This is a genomic window from Pseudomonas sp. SWRI154, assembly GCF_014268645.1.
Lineage (GTDB): Bacteria > Pseudomonadota > Gammaproteobacteria > Pseudomonadales > Pseudomonadaceae > Aquipseudomonas > Aquipseudomonas marvdashtae.
Genome location: NZ_JABWQW010000005.1, coordinates 34,245 through 48,590, shown reverse-complemented (window position 1 = coordinate 48,590; position 14,346 = coordinate 34,245). Strand labels below are relative to the sequence as shown.

The window sequence follows — 14,346 nt, the reverse complement described above, 5'->3', positions numbered from 1 at the left end:
ACTCATCCTTACTCTTCCATCTCTGATAACAGGCGCTGCATTTCGTCCAGGGCTTCGTCGGTCGAGGGCCCCTGGGGTTTTTCGATCTGCTCGGCAAGCGCGGCGATCGTCGGATTCTGGAACAGGCTGCGCAGTTCGAGCTTGATGCCGAAGCGACTCTCGACCTGGGTCATCAAACGCATGGCCAACAGCGAATGCCCGCCCAGCTCGAAGAAGCTGTTGAACACGCCGACTTGCGGCAGCGCCAGCAAGTCCTGCCAGATGTCCGCCAGTTGGCGCTCCAGGTCGTTGCGCGGTGCCACGCCTTCGATCGCCACGGGTTGCGGCGCTGGCAGCGCCTTGCGGTCGATCTTGCCGTTGGCGTTGAGGGCAAAGCGTGGCTGCTCGATGAAGCCGGCCGGGATCATGTAGCCCGGCAGCACGCCTTCCAGATACCGACGCAGCGCCGGCTGATCTATCGGGCTCGGCACTTGCAGCCAGGCGAACAGGCTCTGGCTGCGCGAATCGATCATCACCACCGCTTCTTCCACACCCGGGTAACGGCGCAGCAGCGACTCGATTTCACCCGGTTCGATGCGGAACCCGCGCACCTTGACCTGGAAGTCGCCCCGACCGACGTAGGCCAGTCGCCCATCGTTGCGTCGGCGTACCAGGTCGCCGGTGCGGTACATGCGGCTGCCGGGCTCGCCTGCGTAAGGGTCGGGCAAGTAGGCCGCTGCCGTGGTGGCGGGCGCGCACTGATAGCCACGGGTAACCCCGGAACCAGCGATGTACAGTTCACCGGTGGCGCCCAACGGGACCGGACGGAGCATGTCGTCAAGCACATAGCAGCGGGTATTGAGCAACGGCGCGCCGATATCGGCGACACCGGACGGTACGTCTCGCAACGCCTGGGTGGTGGACCAGACGGTGGTTTCCGTTGGGCCGTAGGCGTTGATCAGCGCCACACCCCGGCCACGCAATTCGTTCACCAATTCACCGGGAACCGCTTCGCCACCGATCAGGCCTCGCAGCGGCGGCCAATCGGCCTGCCCGGTTTCCAGCAGGATTTGCCACCCGGCCGGTGTCGCCTGGAACACCGTGGCCCGGCGCAGCAGCGCGAACAGTTGATGCCCATCGACCACCTGCTCGCGGCGCGCCAGCAGTATGGCCGCGCCATTGACCAATGGCAGGAACAGCTCCGGCTTGCACATATCGAAGGCATACGTGGTGCTGGCAAGCCAGACATCCTCTGCGCCGAGCGGCAGCAAGCGATCAAGGCCGGCCAGCAAGTTGCTCAGGTTTCCTCGGGTGACCTGTACGCCTTTCGGTGTGCCGGTCGAGCCCGAGGTGTAGATCACATACGCGCGCTGTTGCGGGTCGACCGCCAGCGTCAGGTTGTCGTCGCTGCAAGTGTCCAGCTGCAACCGGTCGAGCAGGACGTGATCGACGCCGCCCAGGGCATCGGCGCACAGGCTTTCGCTGAGCACCAGGGCCGGACGCGCATGATCGATGATGAAGCGCAGGCGCTCGCCCGGGTGTTGCGGATCCAGCGGCAGGTACGCCGCGCCGGCCTTTTGGATCGCCAGCAAGGTGGGCAGCAACCAAGGACCGCGACTCAGGCAAACGGCAACCAGATCGTCGGTGCAGACGCCTTGCGCCCGTAGCCAGTGGGCCAGGCGATTGCTGATGGCGTGCAATTGCGCATAGTTCAGTTGCTGCTCCTGGCAATCCACCGCCAGCGCTTGCGGCGTCAGGACGGCTTGCCGTTCGAAGCGGGCAATCACGTCCACGGCCGGAGTCAAGGACTGCGCAGGCCGATTCCATGGCCGCTCTCCGAGCGCGTGATCGGCATTGGCCAGGTCGATGTCCCAGAGACGCGCCTCGGGTTGTTCCAGCATCCCTTCGAGCAGGTAGAGGAACTCATCGGCGTAACGCTGGGCGGTGTGCGCCAGGAACAGTTCGGTGTTGTATTCCAACACGCACGGCCAGTCCTCGCCCATCTGCTCGATGTGCAGGCCGATGTCCACCAGGGCGCTGTCGCTTTCGACGTTCAGGCGCTGTGCCGGCAACCCGGCGAAGCGCTGTTCGAGCGAGGCGTTGGCGTCCCGCTGGATCAGGTTGAACAACGCCTGGAACAGCGGCGTGTGGCTGAGGTCACGACGCACTTGCAACGCTTCCACCAAGCGCTCGAACGGCACGTCGGCATGCTGTTGCGCCGACAGGTGAGTGGCTTGCAATTGCTGCCAGAACTGCCGGACCGACTGTTGTGGGTCGATCTGGCTGCGCAGGACCTGGGTGGTGGCGAAGTATCCGATCAGGTTATCCGTGTGGGCCTGATGACGATGGGCGACCGGCAAGCCGATCCAGATTTCACGCTGTCCCGAGTGCCTGGCCAAGAGGGTTTTCCACGCGGCCAGCAGCGGTGCAAACGCGGTCAAGCCATGACGTTGCGCCGTATCGCGCAGGCGCTTGACCAGCGTTGCCGGCAGGTTGAAACGCAGGCGCTGCCCGCTGTAGCCCTGCTCGGCGGGCCGAGGCAGGTCGGTCGGCAGGTTCAGCACCGGCGGTTCGCCCGCCAGGGCGCCGCGCCAATATTCAAGCTGCGATTCGATCCGTGCCTGCCCGGCCGGACTCTGCCAACTGGCGGCGATGTCGCAGAATTGCAGCGGCAGTGGTGGCAGGCAAACGTCGCGACCTTCTAGCAAGTCGTGGTAGATCCGTTGCAGTTCGTTGAAGAGAATCTCCAGCGAGCGCGCATCGGCGATGATGTGATGCAAGGTCACCTGCAGCACGCTCCTGTCCTGGCCCTGATACACACGCACCCGCCACAGCGGCGGCGCGGTGAGGTCGAACGGACGCTGTGCCTCGTGGCTCAGTTTCAGCGCAAAAGCGCTGGAGTATTCGTCGCTTTCCAGCGGCTCGAAGTTCAGCGGCACGGCGCCGAGATCCTCGACACGCTGGCGCGCGCCCTCGGCTGTTTCGCTGAATACCGTGCGCAGGCTGTGTTGGCGAGCCACCAATTGCGTCAACGCCTGCTCCAGTAACGTGGGTTGCAGGATGCCATCCAGGCGCAGTGCCAGCGACAAGTGATAGGCCTGGGTATCGCCCTGCAAACGATCGAGGAACCACAAGCGTTGCTGAGTGAAATGCAACGGTGCCAAGGGTTCTTCGAAAGGTCGCAAAATGCCGTCAGCCTCGGTACTTGCCTGGGCCAGCGCAGCGGCCAGATCGCGCAGGACCGGTAGCTCGAACACAGTGCGCAATGGCAGGCGCCGGCCATGCTGTTCGGCGATCCGTGCGACCAGTCGCGCCGCCAGGAGCGAGTGTCCGCCCAAGGCAAAGAAGTTATCGTCGGCGCCAACCTCGGTGCATCCCAGCAGCTCCTTCCAGAGCTCGGCCAGGGTCAGCTCCCACTCACCCGACAGCGCGCCATGCTGGCCGTCACGCTGTTGCGGTGCCGGCAGGGCCTTGCGGTCAACCTTGCCGCTCGGGCTCAACGGCAGCGTGTCGAGACGTACAAACTGACTGGGCAGCATGTAGTCCGGCAACTGAGCGCCAAGGGCGTCACGCAGCAGCGCATCATCCAGCGCATCGCCTGCGTAATAACCCACCAGGCGCGCCGAATCACCGCTGCCCAACAGCACGACAGCGGCCTCGCGAACCCCATGGATACGGGACAACAGCGCCTCGATCTCGCCCAACTCGATACGGAAGCCGCGCAGCTTGACCTGGAAATCCAGGCGCCCCAGGTAATCGAGGCTGCCATTGCTGTTGCGGCGCACCCGGTCGCCGGTACGGTACATGCGGGCGCCGGCCACGAATGGGTCCGGCAGGAACGCGGCGGCGGTCAGGCGCGCAGCGGCGAAATAACCTCGGCCCAGGTTGGCCCCGGCCAGGTACAGCTCACCGGGAACACCAGCGGCCACCGGTTGCAAGTCGGCATCGAGAACGTACGCGGCGGTATTGGCCACCGGTTGCCCGATCGGCACCTCGACGCCGGCTTCGTTACCGCTGCGTACTTCAAAGGTGCTGTAGACGGTCGCTTCCGTCGGCCCATAACCATTGATCACATGGGCTCCCCTGCCCTCGATGGCTTCGGCCAATGCGCACGGCAGGGCCTCGCCACCGGAGATGGCGCGCACGCCTTGCCAACTGCGCGAGGTGTGCGCCACCAGCATCCGCCAGGTGGCCGGCGTGGCCTGCATGACGGTGGGTTGCCCGGACAGCAACAGTTGATCGATGGCCTGCGGGTCTCGCGCCTGTTCGCGATCGGCCAGCAGGATACTGGCGCCATGGGCCAGGGGCAGGAGCAACTCGACGATGGCAATGTCGAAGGTCGCGGTGGTCAAGGCCAGGACCCGGTCCCGTGCCGTCATCGGCAGGACCTGCTCGACGGCCAGCATCAGGTTCATCAGGTTGCCACGGCTGATCGCCACGCCTTTGGGCTGGCCGGTGGAACCGGAGGTGTACAGCACGTAGGCGAGCTGACCGGCGACGCAGGCCACTGCATTGAAGGTCTCGATCGAAGCGCTGGCGTCAATGTCGAGCAACGGCAGGTCGTTGTTCCACTGCGCCAACTCCGCGAGACTCGCCGCCGTGCCCAGGCACAACGTGGGCCGGGCCGCTTGAAGAATATAGCGGCCACGCTCCGGCGGTGTGTCCTCGGCCAAGGGCACATATGCAGCGCCGGCCTTGAGCACCGCCAACATGGCCATCGGCAGGCGCGCGTCGCGAGGCAAGCTCAGGGCAACGCGGTCTTCTATACCGACGCCCTGGGCCTGCAACTTCGCCGCCAGCCGCTCGGCGGCCTGATCCAGTTCGGCATACGTTAGTTGGGTATTGCCTGCCACAACGGCAATCGCCTCGGGCTGGCGAGCAACCTGGAGCGCAAAGGCCTCGAGTATGTCTTGATGACCGGTCACCGCGTGTCCATCGATCCGCGCAAGGCTCCGCTCAGCCGGCTGCCATGCCAGCTCGCCGAGCGGCTGGGCGGACTGCTCGATCAACGCGTCGAGCAATGCCAGGTATTGCTCGACCATCGCTTGCACGGTCTGCTCGCGGAACAGATCACTGCTGTATTGCAGGCTCACGCTGATGCCGTGTTCGCTGTCGCGCACGTCCAGGTGCAGGTCGCACAAGGCGCTGTCCGGGCGGTTGTCCAGCGGCTCGGCAATCAGGTCGGTGAGGTCGAAACGCTCCAGGGCATTGCCCGGGAAGTAGTTGAACATGACTTGGAACAGCGGGTTGTAGCTCACCTGCCGAACCACGCCGAGTTGTTCGATCAGGTAATCGAACGGCAAGTCCTGGTGGGACTGGACCGATACGGACAGCGCCTGCAACTCGCTCATCAGTTGCAGCAGGCTGCGCTCGCCGGAAAGTTTCTTGCGGTACACCAAGGTGTTGACGAAGCAACCCACCAGGGGCTGCAACGTCGCATGGTGCCGATTGGCCGCTGGCACACCGACCAGAATGTCGTCTTCGCCGCTGCGACTGCGCAACAGTAACTGGAACGCGGTGAGCATCGGGATGAAATTGCTCCAACCGTGGCGAGCGCTGAATGACCTCAGCCGTGCCGCCAGCGCTTCGGGCAAGCGTCGCTCGACACGGCCTCCGGCCTGGCTGGCCTGGGCAGGCCGGGCGAAATCGGTCGCCAGGTCGAGCACCGGCAGTTCGCCGGCCAGTTGCTCGCGCCAGTAGGCCAGCTCCTGCGCACACGCCTTGCTGCCCATCCACTGACGCTGCCAGACGGCGTAGTCGGCGTATTGCATCGCCGGGGCGAGCCGTTGAGTCGACAGGCCCTGGCGGCGGTTGCGATATTGCTCACACAGACCGTCGATGATCAGTTGCAGGGACCAGCCATCGGCAACGATGTGATGGCAGTTCAACGACAGGACAAACACCTGCGGCGCCAGGCGATACAGCCGAGCACGCAGCAACGGCGCCGCATCCAGGGCAAACGGTGTCATTGCATCCTGACGCAGCCGATCGTGCAGCGCCTCTTCGCTCGCCACATCGATCACCGGCAAATCAAGCTCGGTCTGCGCCAGGATCACCTGGCTAGGCCCTTGGGCCTCGCTGATAAACCCGCTGCGCAGTACCTCGTGCTGGTCGACCACCGCTTGCAATGCCGCATGCAGATCAGCGACATGCAGCTCGCCGGTCAGGCGCACAGCGCCAGCCAGGTTGTACGCCGGGCTATGCGGATCGAGTTGCTGCAAGAACCAGAGCCGTTGTTGGGCATACGAAAGCGGTAGCTTTTGCGGACGCGGCAGCAGGGTTGGCGAAGGTTTTAGCGCACCGGCCTGGTTTTCCAGCCAATCGGCCATGGCGGCGATGGTCGGACGCTCGAAGACCACGCGCAACGGCAAATCCTTGCCACTGAGTTTGCCGATCAGGCCGATCAACTGGGTCGCCAACAAGGAATGGCCGCCAAGCTCGAAGAAGTTGTCCTCGACGCCCACCTGTTCGAGCCCGAGCACGCTTTGCCAGGCTTCCACCAACTGGCCTTGCAATTCGCTGCTGGGCGCCACATAACGAGCCTGGCTTTGCGCGGCGAAATCCGGTGCGGGCAAGGATTTGCGGTCGATCTTGCCATTGCCGTTGAGCGGGAAACGCTCCAGGAACACGAATGCGCTCGGGATCATGTACGCCGGGAGATTGCCGAGCACGTGCTCGCGCAACGCCTCGACGCTGCAAGCGGTATCTGCCACCGCATAGGCCACCAGCACCTTGGCGCGTTGCTGGTCGTCACGGGCCACCACCACGGCTTCCCGCACGCCGGGATAACGGGTCAGGCAGGCTTCGATCTCGTCCAGTTCAATACGATGGCCACGGATCTTGACTTGATGGTCGGTGCGCCCAACGTATTCCAGGTCGCCGTTGGGCAGGAAGCGCGCCAGGTCGCCGGTGCGATACAGGCGCGAACCGTCATTGGCGATCGGATCCGGCAGGAAGACCGCCGCCGTGCGCGCAGGGTCGGCCATGTAGCCACGCCCGACGCCAACACCGGCGACGAATATCTCGCCGACGGCACCGATGGGTATCGGTTGCAAATCGGCATTGAGCAGGTACAAGCGGTTGTTCAGCGTGGCGCGCCCGATCGGTACGTTGATGCGCTCATCCGGCAGGCGTTCCAGCAATGGGTGGAAGGCGACGTCATCCGAGCACTCGGCGGGCCCATAGGCGTTCATCAACGGAATCGCCGGGTAGCGCTCGAACCAGCGCCGCGCCAAGGCCGGCGGCAAGGCCTCGCCCGTGGCGAGCACCCAGCGCAGGGGCGATGCTTCCAGCCCGGCGTCGAGCAGGCTCTGCATCAATGACGGCACCGCCTCGAGGATGCTGATGCCATGCCGTCCGATAGCCGAGGCCAGCGCCTCGGGGTCCTGCACGACGCAGTCGCCGAGAATCACGGTACGCGCGCCCAGCACCAGTCCGGCAAGGGTTTGCCAGACTGAAATATCGAAACATTGCGGCGCGGTCTGGGCAATCACGTCATCCGCATCGAGCCCCAGCCCCGGCAGCTTGCCAAGGATGTTATTGAGCATGCCCGCCTGGGCCACCATGGCGCCCTTTGGCGTACCGGTGGAACCGGAGGTGAAGATGCAATAGGCCAACGAGTTGTCGTGCACCACGATGTTCAGATCGTCGTCGCTGTAGCCGGCCAGTACCGATGGGTCATAGCGCACGGACTGGGGTCGCTGCTCGAGCAGATCCAATGCCTGCAAGGCCAGTTCGCCTTGTTCCGCACTGTGCACCAGCAACGGCGTACGGCTCTGGCGCAGCACCTGGGCCAGGCGCTGGGCCGGGTTGCGCGGATCAAGCGGCAGCCAACCGGCGCCGGCCTTGAGGGTGGCGACGATCATGACCACCAAGTCCAATCCACGCTCGTCGAATACGGCGATCAGATCGTCGCGATTGACGCCTTGCGCACGCAGGTGCCGGGCCAGCCGGTTGGCGGCGCGGTTCAACTGATCGAAAGTCAGGCTTTGCTCGCCGTGGACAATGGCGACGCGCCCTGGACTCTGGCGGACCTGCTGTTGGAAGCGCTCGATGAACAACGGTTGCAGCAGTTGCTCATCGGCTACCAGCCCGCCACCGGCCCAGACCTCGTGCTGGTGAGCGACTTCACGTTCATCCAGCATTGCCAGTTGATGCAACGGCGTCCCGGCGTTCGCGTCCAGGGCATCGCCCATGTTCAACAGCAGCGTGCGGAAATGCCGCAGCATCTGCTCGACTTCTTCACGCAGGAACCAGTCGGTCTGGTAAGTCAGCTGCAAGTGCAAGCGTTCACCCGGCACGATGACCACAGTGATCGGGTAATTGGTGTGGGTGCGGTTGGCCATGTCGCTGATCAGGTAGTCCAGCTGCCCCTGGCGCAGGTCGGCGGCGATGGGCGCGTTCTCGAACACGAACAGGCTCTGGAACAGGTCCTGGCGCTGCACATCGCTCCAACGCTGGATGTCGGCCAGGGAAACACTTTCGTGTTCGCGCAGGCTCAGGTTCTCGGTCTGCAAGGCTTTGAGCCACGGCCCCAGTGCGTCATCCGGGCGCCAGCTCCAGCGCAGCGGCAGGCTGTTGATGAACAGGCCGACGATGCTTTCCATGCCTTGCAGATGAACCGGGCGGCCAGCAACCGTAATGCCGAACACCAAATTGCGATCACCGCTATAACGCGCCAGCAACAGCGCCCAGGCACCCTGCACCAGGGTGTTGAGGGTGATGCCATGCCGGGCCGCAACGCTTTGCAGTGACTGGGTCTGCCCTGGCTCCAGGAACTCGACGCAGTCCTCGACCGGCTCGGTCGCACCCTGGATGCGGCCGGCATGACCGAAGCCAAACTCGTTGGGCGTGTCGAACCCCGCCAGGCGTTGTTGCCAGAAAGCCTGATGATCTTCCGGCTTCTGGGTTTCGAGCCACCGGATGAAATCGCGATAAGGACGCGGGGCCGGCAGATTCAATCGACGACCTTCCTGGGCGGCACGGTAGCCGTTGAGGAAATCCATCATGATGATCGAGAAGCACCAGGCATCCATCAGGATGTGGTGGTAGCTGCGCACGAACTGGTAGGTGTCGGGCGCCAGTTTGTACAACCGGACCCGCATCAGTGGCGCCTTGGTGAAGTCCAGCCCTTCGGCACGCTCCTCGCTGAGCAACTGATCCAGGCGACCCTGCTGCTCACCTTCGCTCAGGTGCGACCAATCCTCATAGGTGATCGGCAATTCGACCTGTTTGTGCACCACTTGCATCGGACGCTTCTGCTGCTTCCAGACGAAAGAAGTGCGCAACAGCTCATGGCGTTCCACCACTTGTGCCCAAGCCTGGCGAAACGCAGCGAGGTCCAGGTTCGGCATGACCATCACATGCCGGTATTGCAGCAGATACATGCCCTTGCCCGGGTGCATCAAGCTGTGAAACAGCAGTCCTTGCTGCATGGGAGCCAGCGGGTAAATAGCTTCGATATTGCGCGAAAGAGCTTTGACCTTGTCGTTCATGCTGACGGTATCCGAACCTGTAATGTTTGGGGACGCAGGGGTTCACTGCTCAAGTTGTTCGAGCAGCCCGAGGAATTCATCGTCGGACAAGCCGGAGTCGGCGAAATCCGAAGCCGTGGCTCGCCCCACCGAGGGCGCTTGGCAATGCTCCAGCAGGGCTATGAGTCGCTGCTGGAACTGCCGCGCCAATTCACCCACCAATGCTGCATCATGGACCTGCGGCGCATAACGCCACTCCACATGCAACTGGCCTTCGTTGACTAGCGCCGTCACATCCAGCCAATGCGTGCGGCGGGTGCTGTCGGCGCGCATGCCAGGGCACACCGGTCGCGACAGACGCCAAAGCCGCGAAGCGCCGATCCATTGATCGACCCGTCCCAGGTAATTGAACGTCAAGAGTGAAGCCGCACCCAGGCCGTGGGCCGGTTCCTGGCGCAACAGACCATAGCCAATGCCTTGTTCGGGGACACGGCGCAGCGCTTCCTTGGCCGCGATGATCGAGGGCTCGAGATCCCAGGAAGTATCGACGGCCAGCGGATAGCGGCTGGTGTGCCAACCGATTGAACGGGACAACTCGGGGCCCAGCTCCCAGCCGCTGCGGCCATGACTTTCCAGCTCAAGGGTGACGCGTTCGCGTCCCTGCCACTGACCGATGACACCGGCCAATGCCGCTAACAGCAGGTCCTGGACCTGGGTGCTGTAGGCCGCGTGACAATCGCCCAGTAGTAACTGGGTCTGCTCCAACGACAATTGCGTGGCCAGCGTGCGACTTTCGCCGTACACATTGGCTTGTTCGGGAACCGAGCCTTCGGCGGCCAACTGCTCATGCCAGTAATCAACCTGGGCCTGTACGGCGGGCTCGCGGCGATGTTGCTGCAAGGCCTCGCTCCACACATGAAAACCCGCCGAGACGGTAGGCAATGCCACGTTCGATTGCAGGTAGAGGCTTTCCAGTTCCTCCAACAGAACCTGCCAGGACACCGCATCCACCAGCAAATGATGCGCCGTGCACAGCAGCTCGCGGCTCTGGGAGAAATACACCCAGCGAATCAGTGGCGCCTTGGCCAGATCGAAGCCGTGCTGCCAGCGCTGCAATAGCGCTTCGCTCAACGGTTGCTCCTCGACGTGGAACAACACGTCGACCTGGGATTGGGTAAATGCCTGGTAGCGTTGTTGCCAACCCTGCGGCGACGCCTCAAATGTCAGGCGCAAGCTGGCATGACGCTGCAACAGCGTGCCCACCGCGTGGGCAAACCGGTCCAGCTCCAACGGTTCGTCCAGCGCCAACAGCAAGGACTGGTTCCAGTATCCGGGCTCGCTTTGCTCCTGAGCGAAGAACCATTGCTGGATCGGCGTCAGGGCAAATGCCGTGGTGGGTTCGATGTCGGAGGGCTTGGCACCCTCCTTCGCCGCGCCTGAATCAACCACTTGCCCGGCCCAGCCGCGCACCGTGGGGAACTCGAAAATCTGCTTGGGCTTGAGTTGCAGCCCCTGCTGCTTGGCCCGGGCGATGATCTGCAGGCTCAGGATGGAGTCGCCCCCGACGCTGAAGAAGTTGTCATCGACACGCAGTCCAGGGTTATTGAGGATTTCGCGAGCGATATCGAGCAGACGTTGTTCGAGGCTGCGCTGCGGCGTCTGCACCACTCGGGCCAAGGCCCGCACGGTCTGTTCGGCGAACAGCTGCTTGGGCGTCATGAGGATATTTTGCTGGCGCGCCAGGGCAATGATCTGCAGGCCAAGGATCGAGTCGCCGCCCTGGGCAAAGAAATTGTCATCGGGCCCCAGGTCGGGATTGCCGAGCAGCCCGCGCCAGATGTCGAGCAACGCGCTTTCGACCGCGTCCAAGAGCTCCTCGGTTGGAACCGTCGCCTGCGCGGTGGCCGGCGCTTGCTCGGCCAACTGCAGCAATGCCTTGCGATCGACCTTGCCGTTGGGCAACAGGGCAAACCCATCGAGGCAATGCCACTGGGCCGGCTGCATATAGTCCGGCAGTTGCGCTTGCAGGGTGGCTTGGATATCCGCCAACGCGCTCGACGGCGCGACCAGGAACGCCACCAGGCGGTTGCCCGTCAGCCGCGACGGGCTGTTCAGCACCTGGACGTCGCTCACATGCGGCATTGCCCGCAGCCGTGCCGCGACTTCCGCCGGCTCGACCCGGTAGCCGCGGATCTTGACCTGCTCATCGAGCCGGCCGAGAAACTCCACCCGCCCTTGATGATTGAGCCGTACCCGGTCGCCGGTGCGATAGCCATGCTCACCGAAGCGGGCGCGGTCTGCATCGCTGGCGCTGAGATAACCCAGCGCAACCGTCCTGCCCTGCACGCAGAGCTCGCCACTCACGCCGATCGGCAACAAACGGCCGTCGGGCGAACGCACGCTGACCTGGACATTAGGCAGCGGTCGACCCAGCGGTGCCGCGCCATCCATATCGACCTCATGGGTCAACACCCCGACGGTGGTTTCACTGGGACCGTAGTGGTTGACGATACGCAAGTCCGGCCTCAATGCGCGCAAGCGCGACACCAGCTCATGGCCCAGGGCCTCGCCGCCGGTTACCAGGCATTGGCGCGGCAACAAGCGTTGCGGATCGTTGGCGACCAGCAAGGCGTTGAGGTGCGACGGTACGATTTTCAGCAAATCCACGGGCTCGCGTTCAAGCACAGCCGCCAGCTCCTCGGCATCGAACGCCAGTTCCTCGGCCAGGAGCCGCAAGCGGCGGCCGCTGAGCAAAGCACCGAACAAGGCCGTATGCCCAAGGTCAGTGGCACAACTGGCAAGGCTTGCCAGGCTGGCATCGGCGGGCAGGTGCAGGCGCTCAAGACACCCCGTCACGTAATGAATCAGGTTGCCCTGGCTGACCGCCACGCCCTTCGGCCGGCCCGTGGAACCGGAGGTGTAGACGATGTAGGCCGGCAGGTCAGCATCAACCGACGCGCGCATCGGCGATTCGCTCGACAGCTCGGCATCTGGCAACGACAGCCAGCGCACCGCATCCGGCAGCCAGTCGGGACGCAGGCCCTCGCCGATCCAGATCTTGGGCGCGGCATCCTCGCAGATATCCTGCAAACGCGACTGCGGCCACTGCGGATCGACGGCCAGGTAGGTGGCGCCGCACTGCCAGGCCGCGAGCATGTGCATTACCAATTCGCGGCTGCGGGGCAGGCACAAGGCGATGCGTGCATTCTCCAGGTCTGTACCCGCTTGCAAGCGCTCGCCACGAGCCACTACTGCCCGGCCCAGTTCGGCATAGTTGAGAGTGCCTTGCTCGTCCTGAAGGGCGATTGACTCGGACTTGCACTGTTGAACGAACGCCTGCCAGGCGTTGCTGAACGGAACCGGCATGTCCGCGCCGTGAAGGATTGATTGTTGCGCGGGCGGCAGCCAATCGAGCTGGGCAAACGGCTCGTCCGGCTGTTCGATGACCGCGTGGACCAACGCAACGAACTGATCGCAATAACGCTGGACTGTTTCGTGGCGGTACAAGGCTTTGCTGTAACGCCACCGACAGAGGAAACCCTCCTCCTCATCCACCACGACCATGTTCAGTTCATGGGCCGCTCCACGCTGTTCCGACAGCAGGCGATCGAGGTACTGATGAAAAGGCGCGGCACGTTCCCTGTTGAGCGTGAACATGTGCTGGAACAGCGGCGCCTTGCCCGCCTGACGCTCGAAGTTCAACTGCTTGACCAGGCGCGAGAACGGGTAGTGTCGGTGCGCGAGGGCCTGCTTGACGGTGGCGTCCACCTCTCGGGCCCAATCACGACTTGAAAGATCTGCCTGCAAGCGACAGCGAACCGGCAGCGAGTTGACCAGATAGCCCGGCAAACTGAGGTGTTCGCGTCGCAAGCGCAGACCGCCGGCCGTACCCAGAACAAAATCGTCTTGGCCGGACAACACCCCGAGAAACTGTTGAAACAGCGAGAACCACCAGACGTACGGCGTTACGCCCCACTCTCGGGCGAGGGCCCGGATTCTCGCCGTGGTGGCGAGATCGAAGCGAACCGGCAGCTCCATTCCTTCGAATGACCGGTCACCGCCAAAGGCGAAATCCGTCGGCAAATCCAGCGTCGGGGCTTCGCTCAGTTGCGCCTGCCACCAAGCCAGCTCCGCAGCTTCAGTCGCCTCGCTGCGCACATGCAGCTCACTGTTGTAGTCGCGATAGGCATCAGGGTTGATCGCCGGCAACGGCTGATCATCGACCTGTGCGAACAACTCATTGAGCACGATATGGAACGTGGCCGGATCGGCGGCGATGTGATGGATCACCAGCACCAGCGTGAGCTCGGTATGACCATCCCGGGCGTTGCTCAGCACCACACCTCGGCTGACTTCCCCGGCCTGGAGATTGAAAGGCCGGTCGGCCAGTTCGGCAATGTGTTGCTGCAAGGTGTCGGTGTCCGCCGCTTGTAAGGCAACCCATTCCAACGGCTGGATATTTTCGCCACGACTCCACTGCACCAGGTCGCCGTTGCGTTCGCCGTAGGCCATGCTCAACACAGGGTAACGCCGCTGAATCGTGGCCCAGGCGTCTTGTAGGCGCCGGGGCAAGTCCTCCGTTACGAACTGCGCCTTGATTCGTCCTGCGTAAGCAAGGTTATAGGCACAACTGTCGGGCTCCAGTCGCTGTAGAAACCAGAGCGCCTGCTCATTGTCGGTCAGTGGCCGCGCATCAAAATAATCGGGATGCCGGGCGAGCCATTGCAACACCTCGTGCTCTCGCGAACGGAGCTCGATTTCGAGTTCATCCGTCAGAGCGCCCTGCGGCCCCGGCGTGATGATCAGTTGACCTTCAGCTTCCGACAGGCGAATTCCACGCAGCCAGCAGCGATGCATCAGGCGATCGAGCATGAGTTGTCCTTCATTTTGCTTG

At 63.5% G+C, this 14,346-nt stretch carries 2 protein-coding genes; both read right to left on the bottom strand.

Annotation, left to right across the window (positions count from 1 at the left end; all coding sequences use genetic code 11):
* Window positions 1-8: 8 nt before the first annotated feature.
* On the bottom strand, window positions 9-9,473 hold the full coding sequence (locus HU806_RS06420; protein WP_186610588.1) for a non-ribosomal peptide synthetase: 9,465 nt from the start codon (window positions 9,471-9,473) through the stop codon (window positions 9-11).
* 42 nt (window positions 9,474-9,515) lie between these two features.
* Window positions 9,516-14,324, bottom strand: a complete 4,809-nt coding sequence (locus tag HU806_RS06415; RefSeq protein WP_186610587.1) for a non-ribosomal peptide synthetase — start codon at window positions 14,322-14,324, stop codon at window positions 9,516-9,518.
* Between the last annotated feature and the right edge of the window lie 22 nt (window positions 14,325-14,346).